Genomic DNA, 16,784 nt, shown 5'->3' with positions numbered 1-16,784 from the left:
GGCGCAACCTTTAGCGCCGGGAGAGAAGACCATGACCGAGACGCCTTTCTGGATCGGCACGAGCTGGAAGATGAACAAGACGCTCGCAGAGGCGCGCAGCTTTGCCGAGGGGCTTGCCAGCGCCGAGATCGTCAACGATCCGCGCCTGCAATGTTTCGTCATCCCGCCGTTCACTTCTATCCGCGAAGTCAAGGCGATGCTGAAGGACAGTGCAGTGAAGGTCGGTGCCCAGAACATGCACTGGGCTGAATCCGGCGCCTGGACAGGCGAGATTTCGCCGCTGATGCTGGTCGACTGCGGCATGGATGTCGTCGAACTCGGCCACTCCGAGCGACGCGAATTCTTTGGCGAAACCGACGAGACGGTCGGCCTCAAGGTCGAGGCGACCGTGCGGCACGGGATGATCCCGCTGATCTGCATCGGCGAAACGTTGGCCGACCGCGAGAGCGGCCGCGCCGACGAGGTTCTGGCCGCCGAAGTGCGCGGCGCGCTGGGCAAGCTCAGCGCCGAACAGCGGACAGCACCGCTGCTGCTCGCCTACGAACCCGTCTGGGCCATCGGTGAAAATGGCATCCCCGCGAAAGCCGATTATGCAGACGCCCGCCAGGCCGAGATCATCAAGGTCGCGGAGGGCATCCTCGGGCGCCGCGTGCCGTGCCTCTACGGCGGCTCCGTCAATCCCGGCAACTGCGCCGAACTCGCGGCCTGCGACCATATCGACGGCCTCTTCATCGGCCGCTCGGCCTGGAATGTCACCGGCTATCTCGACATCCTGGTCCGTGTTTGCGCCGTTCTCTGATCAACCCCATATCCAGTTCACACACGAAGGAGAAAACCCATGAAACTCGCAATCGCTGGCGATAGCGCCGGAAACGGGCTCGCCCACGTCCTCGCCGAATACCTGAAGGACCGCCACGAGGTCTCCGAAGTCTCCAAGCCCACCGATGGCTCGGACGAATTCTACGCCAATCTGTCGGCTCGCGTCGCCGCCGATGTGCTGGCCGGCAAATACGACCGCGCCATCCTCGTCTGCGGCACCGGCATCGGCGTGTCGATCTCCGCCAACAAGGTCCCCGGCATCCGCGCCGCCCTTTGCCACGACACCTATTCGGCGGAACGCGCAGCCCTCTCCAACAACGCCCAGATTATCACCATGGGCTCGCGCGTCATCGGCAGCGAAGTCGCAAAATCCATCGCCGATGCCTACCTCGCCCAGACCTTCGACGAAAACGGCCGCAGCGCCTCCAACGTCGCCGCCATCAACGAACTCGACAGCAAGTTCCGCGACTAAAGCACAACCTCCACGGCCTCAGCCAACTGAGGCCGTGGATGCTTGTCCGGGCGTTAGTTGAACCAATTCCTTTCGAATGCGTTAACGAGCGCAATCGTAAGGATTTACAGATGGAACTCCAGGACAGAACGCTCGAGGAGAGCACGTCGGAAACACCGATGGACACAGCGCCGCTGCTGCATGCCGGTCATATCGTCCGCGAGTTTCTCGTCTACCTGAAAGCCAACCCGATTGCCGAGACAAGGCTTGTAGACCTGGAAGAACTGCCCTCACCGAAGGGCACCTTGGTGAACGCCTTCCGGCTGCTGATCGCCAATGAACGCCGGATGCAGCAGCGCTCCCAGTTGCAGAAAATCGGCCTCCTGATCGCCCAGTTCCAGCCGATCGACGACCCTTCCGACCAGGAACAACCACGCGACCCCCTCGCGTCATGGATAGACGATGCTGCGGAAGCAAAGGCTGCCAGCGAGCAAAACTGGCTGTCGGCCTACCGCGAGCATCAGGAACTGACGGAGCTCTTCGATCTCTCCGCGCGCATGGCTGAGCAGGGTACAGCTTCCACGGACGCAACGGCGTCTGCGGAGCAATCGACGGAACTGCGGGCGCACTGATCGCGCCAAGCGTCAGGCTTTATACTTTGATATTGCGCAAGAAGCCTTATCGCGTCGGCCCACAACCTTGACTTGATCACTACCATGCGATTTTCCCCGCATATCGTTCAACCATAAGGCTGGCACAAGCTGCAGCCCCTCCAATGACCTCGACAGCGCGACTCATGGCTTTGCTGTGGCGCGGCCATGCAGCGATAGCATGTGCCGATCGGTGATCTCGGGCAGGGGCGGTAGAATGGGCACGATTGCCAGAAGCAGCATCCTTGCTCATCGCGGCAGCTGGAATGACAACGTCGCGAAAAATTCGCGTACCGCCCTTTGCAGTGCCCTTCTCGCCGGGTTCGGCCTGGAAACCGACATTCGCGATCTCGATGGCGCACTCGTCATCTCCCACGATCCGCCAACCCGTTCCGACGACATCATCACCTTCGACTGGCTACTCGATTTCTACGCCGTCAATGGCTGCACGGGAACGCTGGCGCTGAACATCAAGGCCGACGGTCTTGCCGAAATGACCCACCGCGCATTGCGCGCCCACGGCGTCACTTCCTATTTCGTCTTCGATATGTCGATCCCGGACATGCTGGCGTACATCAGGGCTGGAATGCCGGTCTACACGCGCGTCAGCGAATACGAGCCGACGCCCGCGCTGGCGGCAGAATCGGCCGGTATCTGGCTCGACAATTTTACCGGCGATTTTCCCCAGGTCGACGTGGCAGAGCGACTGTCCACGAATGGCAAGCCGATCGCGCTGGTTTCGCCAGAGCTGCACAAGCGCCCGTACGAAACCTTCTGGTCTTCCCTTCGGGATCGACCAAACCTGGATCTTACCTCCATGCTGCTCTGCACGGATTTTCCCGATGCCGCAGCTGTTTATTTCGGGAGTGAAGCAGCATGATCAAAGCCGTTCTATTCGACATGGATGGTGTCCTGATCGACGCCAAGGACTGGCATTACGAGGCGCTGAACCGCGCGCTCGAGCTGTTCGGCTATACGATCAGCCGCGAATCCCATCTGTCCACCTTCGATGGACTGCCGACACGTCGCAAGCTTGAGATTTTAACGGCGGCTCATGGCCTGCCGCGCGGGCTGCACGATCTGCTGAACGGGCTGAAGCAGAATTACACCATCGAGCTCACCCATCTGCGGTGCAAGCCGGTCTTCCACCACCAGAAGGCGCTCTCACGCCTGCACAAGTCGGGGCGCAAGATTGCCGTCTGCTCAAATTCGATCTGCAATTCCATCGAAGTCATGATGCGCCTCGCAGCGCTGTCGCCGTTCATCGATGCCATCGTCTCCAACGAGGATGTCGCAAAGGCAAAGCCCGATCCGGAAATGTACCTCTCGGCAATGCAGCGCTTCGGCGTCGAGCCGCATGAGTGCCTGATCCTCGAGGACAACGAGCACGGCATCCGGGCGGCGCGCGCAAGCGGCGGTCATGTGCTCGTCGTCGGCACGCCCGCCGACGTGACCTATGAGCGGATCATGCAGCGCATCAATGAAATCGAGCTTGCAGACATGGGCCGCATGCTGGGGCAGGGCGCCGCCGATCTCAACCCAGCAAGGCCTGAAGCGGCAAATGCCGGCACATCCGCAATTTCCCATCGCAAGACAGCGTAACACCGAGCAGGATTCTCCATGCAGATTCTCATGCCGATCGCCAGCCGCTCGCAGTTCTTTCCAGAGCAGGAGTATTTCTTTCCCAAGCCGCTGATCGAGATCGCCGGCAAGCCGATGATCGACTGCGTCGTCTCGGCGCTGCGCACGACGATTGCCGACGCCCGCTTCTGCTTCATCATTTCAGCCGACGATGCACGACGCTTTTCGCTCGATGAGACCCTGATGATTGTCGGCGGGCAGGGGACCAAGGTCATCCAGCGGGTCGGCGAGACCAGGGGCGGCCTCTGCTCTGCGCTGCTGGCCGGCGACGAACTGGATCTGGAGGCGCCTCTCGTCATCTGCAACAGCGACCAGATCATCGATGCGCCGCTGATGGAAATCCTGGAGAAGTTTCGCCAAGACGACGTTGCCTCTGGCGTCGTCACCTTCCGCTCCGTCCATCCGCGCTGGTGTTATATCGTGCCCGAAGGCGACGGACGTGTTGCCCAGGCGGCAGAAAAGCGCGTCGTCTCCGATATCGCCGTTGCCGGCTTCTATTACTTTCGGAGGGCAGGTGACTTCTTCGCAGCGGCACGCCGCGCGATCCTCAACGGCGATGACGTCGAGGGCCAATATTACTTCTCCGCCGCCCTTAACCAGATCATCCTCAGCGACGAACAGGTCGCCTATGTGAAGATCGAGGCCTCCAGATATTACAGCTTCTATTCGCCGGAAAAGATTGCCGAATTCGCCGCCACCGAGCTCGCCGCAAGCCTGCGCGACCAGTCACGGGATGACCGGCCGATCAACGTGCTCATCCCGGCGGCCGGCGAGGGCAGCCGCTTTGCCCGGCAGAACTGGCGCAAGCCTAAACCGTTCATCGATGTCGATGGAAGGATGATGCTCGAACATGTCATCGGCAATGTATGCCCGCCGAACGCCACCCCCACCGTGCTTCTGCGTGCCGAGCACATGAAGGCATGCGATGGAGACGTCCAGCTCTTGCGGGCAATGGGCACCACGATCAGGCCCGTAGACCGCCTGACGGAGGGCACCGCCTGCACGGTGCTGCTTGCCCGCAGCAGCTTCGACAACGACCGGCCGCTGCTGATTGCCAACTCGGATCAGTGGGTCGATTTCGATTGCAGCGCCTTCATCAAGGATTGCCTGCAGCGCAAGCTCGACGGCTCGATCCTGGTTTTTCGCGATGCGCAGATGGACCCGAAATGGTCCTTCGCCAAGGTTGACGACCGGGGCCTGGTCACCGAGGTGGCAGAGAAAAAGCCGATCTCCGATCTCGCCACCGTCGGCATCTATCTCTTCCGTCGGGGCTCCGATTTCGTCCGCGCCGCCGTCGACATGATCGCTTGTAACGACCGGGTGAACAACGAGTTCTACACCTGCCCGGCCTACAACTACATGATCCGCAACGGCGCCAGGATCGGCGTCTACAAGGTCAGCCCGGATGCCATGAAGGGCCTCGGCACCCCGGAGGATCTCAACGCATACCTCGCCGCAAGCGGCTTGCCGTCTTCGGCCGATGCGCCCCTCGCCATGGCCTCGTAACGCCGATGAACATCTCCGGCCTCAATATCGTCGTGCCCCTGGCCGGTCCGGACTTCGTATCCGCCGACGGCAGTCTCAAGGCACTCATGGATATCGGGCAAGCCGACCCCTTCCTCCTCGCGACGTTGAAGCAGCGGCCGTGGGCGAGGGGCACCGCCCCCTCCAGCTACGCATTCGTGCTCCATGATCGGGCGGAAACACGGGCCTTTGCAAGCGACTACCTCCAAGCCTGGTTTCCCGGTTGCCGCGTCGTCTTCCTGTCGCACTTCACGACCGGCGCAGCCTTCAGCAGCCTTGCCGGTGCAGCCCTGCAACTCGGCGCCCACAACAATCCTGTCGTCATCGATCTCGCCGACATCCTCTACTCGACCGCCCTCGATCCAGCACTCCACTTTGCCCGGCACGCTGACGTTGGCGGCCTCGCGCTGACCTTCCAGAGCCAAAATCCGCTCTACAGCTATCTCCGCAAAAACGACGACGGCAACGTTGTCGAGGCGGCCGAGAAAAAGGTCATCTCCAGCGAAGCCTCGGCTGGAACCTACGCGTTCCGTTCCGGATCCGTCCTCCTGAAAGCGCTCGCCCACGCCCTCGAAAACGCCCCAACCCAAACCCACCGCGACCTCTTCTTCGTCTGCCCCCTATTCAACGGCATCCTCGCCCAATCCCTCGCCGTAACAACCACCAAGGTCGAAAACGTGAAGGATATGAAGTAGATGGGCATTTGAAGGTTTACGGGCGAGGCGGCGGCAAGTCGCACTTCATCCTTGAACCCACCCGGTGGAGAAGCTAACCCAAGTGCATCATGCCTGCTTTGCAGGATAGGGGATCACCTGTCTTCGTGCAAATGCGCCATAAACACCTCGGTCGGCGTCCGGTATCCGAGACATTTGCGCGGTTGATTGTTGATATGGCGTGCAAGGTAGAGAAGGTCGCGTTGTGAAACTTCTGCCAGATCTGTGGTACCAGGCAGATAGCGTCGAATGCGCTTATTGGTGTTCTCGACTGTGCCTTTTTGCCAAGGTGCACTTGGGTCGCAAAACCAACTGCACGCACCGATCCCATCTTCCAAAGCCCTGAATCCGGCAAACTCGGTACCACGATCAAATGTGAAGCTTTGACGCGCGAATGCCGGTAAAGGCGAAAACGCTCTGATGATCTTGTCCATGATCGGGCGCGAGTGTCGGCTCGGGTTCTTGATGAGAACGGTATAGCGGCTCCTGCGCTCCACGAGAGTAGTGACATTCGCATGGCCGAGTGGGCGTTCGAAGATGAGCAGGTCGCCCTCCCAATGCCCAAACTGTGATCTATCTCCAACGAAATCAGGTCGTTGGGATATGCGGTGCGTGGCCGGAAACGCACCGTCGCGTGGCTTTCTTGATCGCATAGGACGACGTTTGCGGCGTGCCTCTGGTAGATATTGATAGAGACCGAGCCCATAATCTTCTTTGCTGTAGATGAAGCGATAGATCGTCTCCTTACAAACGCGAATGAGACTGAGGCCGTCCGACAGCAGGCGTCCGGCAATTTGTTCCGGCGACCAGCGAGCCTCCAGCTGGCTGACAATCTCTGTGCGCAAAGTCGGGTGGCGCTGCAGCTTTCTCAACCGGCGGCGCCGCTCCTTGGCAATACCGTCGGCAACCGTACTGTAGTAGCCGTCGTAGTCCGGCAGTTCGCGATCGTGAAACGTATTGCGCCTGATCTCGCGGTATATGGTCGAGCGATGACGCCCGAGCTGACGGGCCATCTCGTTGATGGGAACGCTTGACGCCACCAGGTGATGCAGGCGTCGGCGATCGGCGAGGGTGATCTGCGTGTAGCATCGAGACATACCAAAATCTCCAAAGTGAAACCCTTGAAATCATTGGCATGTCGCACTTGAAAATAGAATGTACCCGGCTACACCACAAAAATGCGTAATCAATCTTATGGAACTTCTATATTGTAACGATGCCGGTTCTGGCTGAAACATATCAAAGCAGCCCCGACAGTCCTTTGACAAGCGACAATCTCAGCCACCTGTCAGAACTGGACGCTTGCCGACAATACCGCGCTGAAAGGCTCGCCGATCTGGTTTCCCAATGCTGTCGTGCCGATCGATGAAGTGTAATAGGTTTTGTTGAATATATTCTTGAGGTTGAGCTGGAGCGTCAACGGGCGGTCGTTCTTCCAGGTGTAGGCTGCAAATGCGTCAGCCACCATATAGCCCGGCAGGTAATAGGCGTTCGTGTTGATCCCGGCACGCCGTCCAACAGCACGAACACCGCCTCCAAGCTTCAGTGAATCACCACGGCTGTCGATCTCGCCAAAATCGTAGGTGAGGTAGAGCGAGCCTGTATGATGCGGTACATTGACCGGCTCGTTTCCGGCGTAGTCGGGGTCCTCGAGGATCCGCGCGTGCGTGTAGCCGTAGCTTGCAATGAAACTCATCTCATCGGTGATTTCGCCCGCCATATCGGCTTCGATGCCGCTTGCCCGCACGAGGCCTGCCGTCTTCACGACCGTATCGCCCGTCACCGGATCGAGGCTGGAATAAGCGACATTCTTCTTGTCGCTGGTGTAGAGCGCGACGTTCGCGGTAATGCCGTCAAGCACGTCGAATTTGGCACCGACCTCGTAGGCCACGCCTTCTTCAGGATCGAGATTGCCGTAGTAGCTGGCGATGGAAGACTGCGGACGGAACGTCTTGGCAGCGTTCGCATAGAGCGAGAAGTCCGGGGTCACTTTGTAGACAATACCACCGCGTGGGACGAAAGCAGTGCCAAAGCTGTCGGTATTCTCGTTGAAAGGGCGCCCTTTGCCGGCCATCAGGTCATAATATTGATAGCGAAAACCGCCGACCAGTATCCATTGATCGTTGAGATGCAAAGCGTCCTGAGCGTAGAAGGAAGCTGTCGAGATCTGCTCTGTCTGGTCACTGTCGGCAGCCGATACGGTGGTGCACTCCGGTAGCGTGCCGTAAGTCGGGTTATTGATATTGAACCCGGTGCGATTGGCGCAGCGGATCAGTTTGGTCCGGAGCGTATCCGCATAGTCGTAGGACGTCCCGAACAGCAGCTCATTTCGGAAACCGGCAATATCGACGTCACCGGACAGATCGGTGCGAACGGCGTGATTGTAGATCGTCGAGCCCTGCGTGGCATCCGCCCGTCGCGTCAGGATCCCCGTCGCTGCGTTATAGGAGATGAGGCGTGCCTGGTTATCCGAATAGGTATTGATGCTGTAGGTGTAATCGAATGTCAGCTTCCAGTCGTCGCCAAGGTCGCGCTTGACGTGGACAGACGCAAGGTTCGATTGCCCCTTGCTGATGTTATAGGGTTCGTCGAAGCGGATCTTCGGGTCGACATCGACGGCATGGCCGGTGGCGAGATCAAAGATCGTCCCGCGGTCGAAGGGGACACTATAGTCTTCATGCGTGTAGGAGACCGTCACTTCGGTATCTTCACCGGACCATGTCAGCGATGGCGAGAGTACCCAATCCTTGTTGACGCCGAAATTGCGCCAGTAGTCGACGTGTTTGTAGTCTCCGACGACACGATAGCTCAAATCTGTACCTTCGATCGGGCCTGTGAAATCAAACCCTGCAGATCCACCGCCGAAGCTTGAAACGCTGGTATAGGTCTTGCCGCTGAAAGTCTGCTCCGGCTTCTTCGTCACCACGTTGATCATGCCGCCGGGATCGAGGATGCCGTAAAGTGTCGACGCCGGGCCTTTCAGAACTTCGACACGATCGGTCGTCGCATTGAAGCTGCGAGACATCGCGGTTTTCATGCCATCGATGAGGATCGAACCGTCCCTGTTGTCCCCGAAACCGCGCCGGATGATGGATTCTTGCGTGCCGCCAAGCGTATTCGACTGCGCAACACCGCTGATATTCGCAAGTGCGTCGTCCAGCGACCGCGCATTCTGGTCTCTCAGGACGTCCTGGCTGACAACGTTCACGGCCTGCGGGATATCGAGCAGAGGTGTATCCGTACGCGTCGCGGTTACGGTGGAGATCGGTTGATAGCCCTGCGTCGCGGCATTGCTGCCTTTACCGACGACGATCGGCTTCAGCACGGTGTCGTCCTTTATCCGGCTTTCCTTGGGAAACACATCGGTCGCCGCCGTTGCAGCCGGTTGAGCGTCTTCGCCGAATGCCGGATAGGCGGCGCAGGCAGCCAGCGCCAAGGCAGTAGCCCTCAGGATATTGGGACCGTAGCGCCCTGCGGCTCGCCGTTCAATCATGTCGTACCCCCATATCCTTGCGGATATCTTCGTCAGAAATTACCCCTTGCCCGCCTGCGAGCCGATGGCAGGTATGATTTCATGAATGTAGTAGTCAACTTTAATTGGTGGAATATCCGCAATTTTATGCCCGGCGTGCTCGCCTGCGTTCCCGTTGCCGTCAAGCTCTCGACCCTGAGATACCCCTAATATATAAATAGAAGCAATGTGTTGAGCGTGCGCCTACGGGAGAGGTGAGCCGCGATATGGCTGTCACGCAGGCACAACCAACAACGGCAATCGCATCTTTTCGAATTTAAAATTGACTACTACACTCAAGAATTCTCTTTCTCGTGCGGTTTCCAGACGGTAGGAGAGGTCGGATTTTTAAAACAGGACTGCCGCGGGCATGACGGACAGATTGAACTCGAAAGCTCGAGGAGCCGAGCGAGGGCATCCCCTCTCCGCACGCGACGTCTCTGCCGGCTACGGACGGCAGACAGTCTTATCCGGAATATCGCTCGACATCGGTGCAGGCAAGTTGACCGCGCTGGTTGGCCCCAATGGCTGTGGCAAATCGACGATGCTGGCGACCATCGCCCGCCTGATGAAGCCCAGCGCTGGCAATGTGCTTCTGGAAGGACACGACATTCACGTTTTGCCGACGCGGTCGGTGGCGAGGAAGCTGGGCCTTCTGCCGCAAAGCCCCGTGGTTCCGGAAGGTTTGACGGTCTATGACCTCGTGTCGCGCGGCCGCCATCCGCACCAGGGTTTCCTGAAACAGTGGACCGACAAGGACGAGCAAGCGGTCAGGCAAGCACTCGAGGTTACAGACCTTTCCGATCTCCTCCACCGGCCGGTGGACAGTCTTTCCGGCGGTCAGCGGCAGCGGTGCTGGATCGCCATGGCTCTCGCGCAGCAAACCCCGGTTATCCTGCTGGATGAACCGACGACCTATCTGGACCTCCACTATCAGGTGGAGGTCATGGAACTGCTGAGGGATCTGGCCCGGGATCACGACCGGACGATCGTCGTCGTGCTGCACGACCTGAATTTCGCCGTCCAGTATGCCGATTGCGTCGTCTTCCTGAAAAACGGGTCCATTCGGCACATTGCGGAGGAGCCGGGCACCTGCACCGCCGAACTCATAGAGGACGTCTTCAGCGTGCAGGTCATTCGACTAACCCATCCGCAGACTGACAAACCGGTTTTCGTTCCTGCCCATGGCGCGGGGCCGATCACGTGAATTATGTCATGTCCTCGGATACCAGGCGCCAGCCCTCGAGCGGGATTCGCGTTGGCCTTGTAACGGGCGCGCTTCTCCTGGCGATCCTCACACTGGCCTGCATCCATATCAGCATCGGTGCCAGAGCGGTTTCACCGCTGACCCTTTTTCAAGCGGTCTTCCATTTCGATCCCGCTAATTTCGATCATCAACTGCTGGTCAAGTTGCGATTTGCGCGCCTGGCAGCCGCCCTCCTCGTCGGTGCGGCACTCGGCGTCTCCGGGCTTCTCCTGCAGGGGCTGCTGCACAATCCGCTGGGCGAGCCTCATATTCTCGGCCTCAATGCCGGTGCCGCATTGGCGGTCACGGCGACAAGCAGCGTGCCTTTCCTGTCTGGTGGTCTCAGTCGCCCACTGATCGCGTCCGTTGGCGCAGCCACCCTGTTTATTCTTGTGCTGGCAGTGTCTTCCGCTGGTCGGTCCGGCCCGACGATGCTCAAGGTTACCTTCTGCGGCATCGCGCTGTCTTCGCTGGCCTCGTCCATCACCTCGGCCATACTGCTTTTCGACGAGGAGACGCTGCAATCCTTGCGCTTCTGGCTCGCGGGCGATCTGGCCGGCGTCAGCTACGGCACTATTGCCGCAGCGCTCGGGCCGATAGCTGTTGGCCTCCTGCTTGCGTTTTTCATTGGCCCACGACTCAACGCGCTGGCACTCGGCGATACCGTGGCGACGGCGCTCGGCGTTCCGATCTGGACAACGCGGTTCGTTGGCCTCTGCGCAACGGCAATTCTCGCGGGAACTGCTGTCTCCATCGCAGGACCGATCGGGTTTGTCGGCCTGATCGTGCCTGCAATCGCACGATGGTCTGCCGGCGGAGATGCCCGCATCGCCCTGCCGCTTGCCGCACTCCTGGGTGCCGCCTTGCTCGTCGCCGCCGACATAGGCGCACGCACGCTGTTTACGCCGTACGAGTTGGCAACCGGCATCATGACCGCCATGCTGGGAGCGCCTCTCTTCGTCGCCATCGCCTCGCGGGCTCTCAAATGACCGGTTACGACACTCCGAAGCCGCACCTAGTCGTCAGCGGTCCGTTTTTCTCGAGACGCATTCATGTGGCCACCTCGATCACTATTCTGGGCCTGGCATTCGGCACACTTTGCCTGACCCTGTTTGCCATCCTCGCCGGAAGCCAACCGATAAACCTCAGGGATGCCTTCAATCTCGTCGTGGATCCGGGGCGCCTCAGCAATCAGACCATGCGCATCTTGTGGGATCTGCGCCTGCCACGTGTCTTCCTGGCACTTATGGTCGGCGCCATGCTCGGGCTTGCCGGCACGGCAATGCAGACGCTGACGCGCAACGGACTTGCTGATCCGAGCCTGCTTGGCGTCAAGGAAGGTGCCAGCGCCGCAGCGATCGTCTTTTCGCTTTACGCCCCTTTTGCCGGGCTTTACGGGCGGACTGCTGCCGGCATGGCGGGCGGGCTTGCCATTGCGCTCATTGTTGTTCTCATCGCCCGCGGCGTGACCCGCATGCGCTTCGTGATGGTCGGCATCGGCACGTCCTGGCTTGCAGCCGCAGTCGTCTCCGTCATCGTCACGACTGCCGATATCCGCGATGTCCAGGCGGCCCTGGTATGGCTTGCCGGAAGCCTGAACGGCGCTTCATGGGAAGCTGTGCCGATCGCCTTTGCCGCGATGTTCATGGGTGCGTGCCTGCTCTTCCTGACTGCAGGCGCAGCCGATGCCGCGATGCTCGGCCCTCAGGCAGCAGCGGGCCTCGGCGTGTCGCTGAAAACACTCGCAATAATAAGATTCACGGCACCTGTGCTGCTGACGTCTGCCTGCGTTGCGCTGGTTGGAAGTCTTGGCTTCGTGGGTTTGATCGCCCCCCACCTCGCCCGGCTTTCGGTTCGTGGCAGCCAGGGCGCGTTGCTGGGCGCAAGCGCGCTCTGTGGCGCGGCACTGGTTCTGGCCGCAGACACGATCGGGCGCGCCGCATTTGCTCCACACCAGTTGCCGGCCGGCATCGTCATGTCGATCGTCGGCGTCCCCGTTCTCTTGACGCTTCTCTGGAAACGCCGCGATCAGCTTTAGGATGACAGAATGAAAAGATCTACCGCATTTGCCGCCGCCATCATCGCTCTGTCGATGGCCTCGTTTACTGCAGCCCACGCGGCAGAGATGCGCTCCTTTACCGACGACGCCGGCAGGGTCGTCGAAGTGCCGAAGCGCCCGCTTCGGATCGTCTCGATGCACGACCTCGATATCACCATACCGCTGATTGAACTCGGCGCACCCCCTGTCGCCAGCCATGGCCGCGCCGGCGTCGACGGCAAGCCATATCTGCGCTCGAGCCCGATCCTGACAGGTGTGGATTTCGACAATTCCGGCATTCAGTACATTGGCGCTGTCACCGCCGACATGGAGGCTGTGGTCGCGGCAGGACCAGACCTTATCATCACCGAACCGGGGCGCACGACGCCCGTCGAACAACTCGCTAAAATAGCCCCGACAGTCGTCATCGACGATACCTCGGGCGGGGCGCCGCACATATACGAGAAACTTGCCGACCTGACGGGAACTCAAGGCCGCCTTGCGGTGCTCGACCGGCGCTACAAGGTCCAGATAGAGCAACTGAAAAAGCTGGTGGATACCTCCAAGGTCACCGTCTCCGTAATGCAGGCGCAGAATGGCAAGGTGAGCATCTACCACACCTATCGTTCGCTTGGTCGTGTCCTTCGAGATGCCGGTTTCAGGTTCCCCGAGATCATCGACAGCATTCCGGAGGGCGGCCGCGTGGAAGTCAGTGCCGAACGACTGCCGGAGCTCGATGCCGACTATATCTTCGATACATATCGGTCGGATATCGGCGGCACGCCTGCAGACGAGATCGCTGCCATGAACAAGATACTGCCGGACTATTGCCGCTTCCTCGCAGCCTGCCGCGAAGGCCGTTATATTGTCCTGCCCAGGGAGGAAGCGATCTCCAATTCATACGCGGCACTTTCGCTGATGGTCTCCGTCGTCCAGTCTCAAATTTCAGGCCGGCAGCCACCGATGCCGTCGAAATAGAACCGTGTGGGGCAAGACGACGCTTTGGCCTTAAAACTTTGGGAATAGACGATGCCAAAAGAACCAGATGGCGCGCCTGGCGGGACACGGCGGCCCCGACGCATCGATCGCTTTGGCGAGAGACTGAAGAGCCGCCGGGGGTCTCTTTCGCCAAGCCTGATCAGCGTTGTGGACTACATCGATCAGCACCGGCATGCGGTCCTTGGAAAATCTGCGCTCGAAATTGCCGCTGACACCGTGACCTCGGATGCAACCGTCATTCGCGCGATTCAGGCGCTCGGCTTCGAAGGCCTCATCGACCTCAAGGATACGCTCGAGGCTCATATCGGCGAAACGGACTCGCCTTCCGAAAAGATGGCCGCGACGACGGAGGCACTCGACAGCGGCGCGGATGCCGCGATCGATTTTGTCATCGACGATCATCGAAAGGCGATGGCGGCACTAGCGGAACCTTCCAGTCGCGACGCCCTGAAATTGGCGGTGCCCCTGCTTCTCGAGGCACGATCCATCGGGGTCTTCGGGATAGGCGCTTCCGGCATCATCGCAAGCTACGCTTCCCGTCTTTTCCAGAGAAACGGCTACCGGTCCTATACGCTGAACGCTACAGGGATCGCTCTTGCCGAGCAGTTGCTGTCGATGGAAAGCGGTGACGCGCTCATTATGATGGCATATGGCCGACCACATCGCGAGGCCATGGCCACGATCGGCGAAGCCAAGCGTCTCGGCATCCCCATCGTCATGCTGGTAGGACAGCCCGACACCGTGTTGCGCCGGTATGCGGACGCATCGATCGTCATTCCCCGGGCGAAGACGGAACACGTCGCTCTGCACGGCTCCACCATGGTTTGCATCGAAGCGCTGATGCTGGCGCTGGCCACAGTTGCGCGCGACAGGACACTGCAATCGCTTGATCGCCTCATCGAGTTGCGCAGCGCCGTCAGGCCGAGCAAGAAATAACGCCGCGATACGATCGGCTCCGGAAGCTTGCGGTTTGCGCTCAATGGACTAACCGCTTCACCACTCCTACCACTGGGCATGGAAATGGTGCACCGGACCCCGGCCCTTTCCGATCCGCAGATCCTGTGAAGCGGCCAGGGCTGCGTGCACGTATTCCTTTGCCATTCCAACAGCAGTCGGCAGATCGTGGCCGTGTGCGAGTTGGGCGGCAATGGCTGCTGACAGGGTGCAGCCGGTTCCGTGACCGTTGAGTGTTTCCAGACGAGGGGATCTGAAGGTATGGACCGCTCCGTCGATGGTCAAAAGGGTGTCGACGCATTCGCTACCCTTGCCATGACCCCCTTTGATCAGCACCGCACGTGCGCCCTCGTTGCGTAACTGCAGTGCCTGCCGTGCAACGTCTTCAGGCGTGTCCGCGACAGGCAGGCCTGTCAGGATTGCCGCCTCGAAGAGGTTCGGCGTTATGATATCGGCTCGCGGCATCAGTGCTCGTTTCAACGCAGCCACCGCATCGTCGCGGAGCAACCTGTCTCCGGATGTTGCCACCATGACGGGATCGAGCACGACAGGTCCGTCGAAGCCCCGCAAGCCCTCGGCAACGGTCCGGATCGTGTCCTCGCGCGACAGCATGCCTATCTTGATCGCGTTGACGACGAGATCAGCGAGCACCGCCTGCATCTGGGCTGCAACCATGGAAACAGAGATATCCTCTATGGCCGAAACGCCCAACGTGTTCTGCGCAGTGACGGCGGTCAGCACGCTTGCGCCGTAAACGCCGAGGGCGGAGAATGTCTTGAGGTCCGCCTGGATACCGGCGCCGCCGCCGCTGTCCGATCCGGCGATGGTAAGGGCTATCAGCGTCATTTCTCGATTTCCCCAAGTCTCCACGGTGCCGTTGCTGCAAGCCATTGCCGTGTCCGGCCTTCCGGGTCTTCATGAAGGGTGATGTCGGTAACGACAGCTGCGCACGCAGCCCCATGCTCCAACACCAGCGGTGCCCGCTCGGCAGTGATGCCGCCGATGGCAACGAGGGGAAGATCGCCGATACGACGCTTCCACTCGGCAACCCGTTCGATCCCCTGTGGTTGCCATTTCATCTTTTTGAGGATGGTCGGCCAGACCGGCCCAAGCGCGACGTAATCCGGTCGAGCGTCAAGCGCCGTGTCGAGTTCGGCGACATCATGGGTGGAAAGCCCGAGCTTCAATCCGGCCGCGCGAATGGCGGCAAGGTCTGCCCCGGCAAGGTCCTCCTGTCCGAGATGGACGAAGTCACATCCTTCGTCGATCGCCAGTTGCCAGTAGTCGTTGACGATAAGCTGGCATCCGTGAGCCAGGCACACGGCACTGGCGCGCCGGATTTCCCGCCGCAACTCGGTCTCAGACTTGTCCTTGACGCGCAACTGCACGAGTTTCACGCCGAGCGGCACCAGGCGCTCGATCCAGTCGGCACTGTCGACGATGAGGTAGAAGGGATCGAACTTCATTGAAACACCGCCTTGCCGATGACGGGCGTCGAGGGAACGGCCATGTCACGCGGCTCCAGCATACCGGACAGATAGGCAAGCCGCCCCGCATCGACTGCTTTCGCAAACGCCTCGGCCATGACAGGCGGATCGCCGGCCATGGCGACAGCGGTGTTGAGCAGAACGGCGTCGTAACCCAGTTCCATGACCGCGGCCGCATGCGACGGCCGCCCGAGGCCGGCATCGACGATCAGCGGGATCGCGGGGAAGGCCGCCCTGAAGGCAACGAGCGCCGACGCATTGCGCGGACCCGCCGCCGAACCGATCGGCGCGCACCAGGGCATCAGCACCTGACAACCAGCGGCCAGCAGTTTTTCCGCAACGACGAGATCGTCCGTCGTGTAGGGAAAGACGCAAAACCCTTCGCCTGCGAGGATCCGCGCTGCTTCGACAAGCTCGAACACATCCGGCTGCAGACTGTCGTGATTGCCGATGACTTCCAGCTTGATCCAGTCTGTCGCGAAGATCTCCCTTGCCATCCTGGCAGTCAGAATGGCCTCCGAGGCACTATGGCATCCGGCCGTGTTGGGCAGGACACGCACCCCGAGTTGGCGGATGAGTTCGAAAAATGCACCGCCTGCCCTGCCGCCGGAGGTTTCGCGGCGAAGCGACACGGTGACGATCTCGGCACCCGACCGCCTGACCGCCTCGCCAAGCACCGCCGGAGACGGGTAACGCGCCGTTCCGAGCAGCAGGCGCGACGACAGTTCGGTATCGTAAAGTTTCAGCATTG

Annotated in this window: 17 protein-coding genes; 12 read left to right on the top strand and 5 right to left on the bottom strand. The window is 60.2% G+C overall.

Annotated features, from left to right (window positions below; translation table 11 throughout):
• Window positions 1-31 precede the first annotated feature (31 nt).
• The 7 genes from PR018_RS27275 (at window position 32) to PR018_RS27245 (ending at window position 5,780) form a co-directional block, all read left to right on the top strand.
• Window positions 32-799 carry a triose-phosphate isomerase gene (locus PR018_RS27275; RefSeq protein ID WP_142825032.1) on the top strand — a complete coding sequence of 256 codons (768 nt, stop codon included), beginning with the start codon at window positions 32-34 and terminating at the stop codon, window positions 797-799.
• Between the two features lie 39 nt (window positions 800-838).
• Window positions 839-1,291 carry a D-erythrulose-4-phosphate isomerase gene (derI, locus tag PR018_RS27270; protein WP_142825031.1) on the top strand — a complete coding sequence of 151 codons (453 nt, stop codon included), beginning with the start codon at window positions 839-841 and terminating at the stop codon, window positions 1,289-1,291.
• 110 nt (window positions 1,292-1,401) lie between these two features.
• Window positions 1,402-1,902: a hypothetical protein gene (locus tag PR018_RS27265; RefSeq protein WP_142825030.1), complete on the top strand. Its 501-nt coding sequence runs from the start codon at window positions 1,402-1,404 to the stop codon at window positions 1,900-1,902.
• Between the two features lie 235 nt (window positions 1,903-2,137).
• Window positions 2,138-2,800 carry a PI-PLC domain-containing protein gene (locus PR018_RS27260; protein WP_142825029.1) on the top strand — a complete coding sequence of 221 codons (663 nt, stop codon included), beginning with the start codon at window positions 2,138-2,140 and terminating at the stop codon, window positions 2,798-2,800.
• On the top strand, window positions 2,797-3,522 hold the full coding sequence (locus PR018_RS27255; RefSeq protein WP_142825028.1) for an HAD family hydrolase: 726 nt from the start codon (window positions 2,797-2,799) through the stop codon (window positions 3,520-3,522). Before PR018_RS27260 ends, PR018_RS27255 begins: the two co-directional genes overlap by 4 nt.
• 18 nt (window positions 3,523-3,540) lie before the next feature.
• The gene (locus PR018_RS27250) at window positions 3,541-5,067 is read left to right on the top strand and encodes a glycosyltransferase family 2 protein (RefSeq protein WP_142829420.1); all 1,527 of its coding nucleotides are present in this window, start codon (window positions 3,541-3,543) and stop codon (window positions 5,065-5,067) included.
• 5 nt (window positions 5,068-5,072) lie between these two features.
• Window positions 5,073-5,780, top strand: a complete 708-nt coding sequence (locus tag PR018_RS27245) for a glycosyltransferase family protein (RefSeq protein ID WP_142825026.1) — start codon at window positions 5,073-5,075, stop codon at window positions 5,778-5,780.
• 113 nt (window positions 5,781-5,893) lie between these two features.
• On the opposite strand, the gene PR018_RS27240 is transcribed toward PR018_RS27245, so the two are convergent.
• Window positions 5,894-6,895 (bottom strand): IS30 family transposase, encoded by a 1,002-nt coding sequence (locus PR018_RS27240; protein ID WP_142825025.1) that lies wholly within the window; start codon window positions 6,893-6,895, stop codon window positions 5,894-5,896.
• Window positions 6,896-7,086: 191 nt separating this feature from the next.
• On the bottom strand, window positions 7,087-9,291 hold the full coding sequence (locus PR018_RS27235) for a TonB-dependent siderophore receptor (RefSeq protein WP_142825024.1): 2,205 nt from the start codon (window positions 9,289-9,291) through the stop codon (window positions 7,087-7,089).
• Window positions 9,292-9,679: 388 nt separating this feature from the next.
• Between PR018_RS27235 and PR018_RS27230 the strand changes: the two genes are divergently transcribed.
• The 5 genes from PR018_RS27230 to PR018_RS27210 are packed head-to-tail and all read left to right on the top strand — an operon-like array spanning window position 9,680 to window position 14,528.
• Window positions 9,680-10,516 carry an ABC transporter ATP-binding protein gene (locus PR018_RS27230; RefSeq protein WP_142825023.1) on the top strand — a complete coding sequence of 279 codons (837 nt, stop codon included), beginning with the start codon at window positions 9,680-9,682 and terminating at the stop codon, window positions 10,514-10,516.
• A gap of 8 nt (window positions 10,517-10,524) precedes the next feature.
• Entirely contained in the window at window positions 10,525-11,544 is a 1,020-nt protein-coding gene (locus PR018_RS27225) for a FecCD family ABC transporter permease (protein WP_142825022.1), read from the top strand.
• Complete coding sequence (locus PR018_RS27220) at window positions 11,541-12,593, top strand: FecCD family ABC transporter permease (protein ID WP_142825021.1); 1,053 nt, start codon at window positions 11,541-11,543, stop codon at window positions 12,591-12,593. Before PR018_RS27225 ends, PR018_RS27220 begins: the two co-directional genes overlap by 4 nt.
• 54 nt (window positions 12,594-12,647) lie before the next feature.
• Complete coding sequence (locus PR018_RS27215) at window positions 12,648-13,571, top strand: ABC transporter substrate-binding protein (protein WP_142829472.1); 924 nt, start codon at window positions 12,648-12,650, stop codon at window positions 13,569-13,571.
• Between the two features lie 51 nt (window positions 13,572-13,622).
• Entirely contained in the window at window positions 13,623-14,528 is a 906-nt protein-coding gene (locus PR018_RS27210; protein ID WP_142825020.1) for a MurR/RpiR family transcriptional regulator, read from the top strand.
• A 66-nt stretch (window positions 14,529-14,594) separates the two neighbouring features.
• On the opposite strand, the gene thiD is transcribed toward PR018_RS27210, so the two are convergent.
• From thiD to PR018_RS27195, 3 genes are read right to left on the bottom strand one after another with little or no spacing between them, the layout of a single operon-like run.
• On the bottom strand, window positions 14,595-15,392 hold the full coding sequence (gene thiD / locus PR018_RS27205) for a bifunctional hydroxymethylpyrimidine kinase/phosphomethylpyrimidine kinase (protein WP_142825019.1): 798 nt from the start codon (window positions 15,390-15,392) through the stop codon (window positions 14,595-14,597).
• Window positions 15,389-16,012, bottom strand: coding sequence for a thiamine phosphate synthase (locus PR018_RS27200; protein ID WP_142825018.1), 624 nt, complete (start codon window positions 16,010-16,012; stop codon window positions 15,389-15,391). The genes thiD and PR018_RS27200 overlap by 4 nt, the downstream gene beginning before the upstream one ends.
• Window positions 16,009-16,782: a thiazole synthase gene (locus PR018_RS27195; protein WP_142825017.1), complete on the bottom strand. Its 774-nt coding sequence runs from the start codon at window positions 16,780-16,782 to the stop codon at window positions 16,009-16,011. The genes PR018_RS27200 and PR018_RS27195 overlap by 4 nt, the downstream gene beginning before the upstream one ends.
• Window positions 16,783-16,784 lie beyond the last annotated feature (2 nt).

The organism is Rhizobium rhododendri (genome assembly GCF_007000325.2).
Lineage (GTDB): Bacteria > Pseudomonadota > Alphaproteobacteria > Rhizobiales > Rhizobiaceae > Rhizobium > Rhizobium rhododendri.
This window is presented reverse-complemented; position numbering and strand designations above follow the sequence as displayed.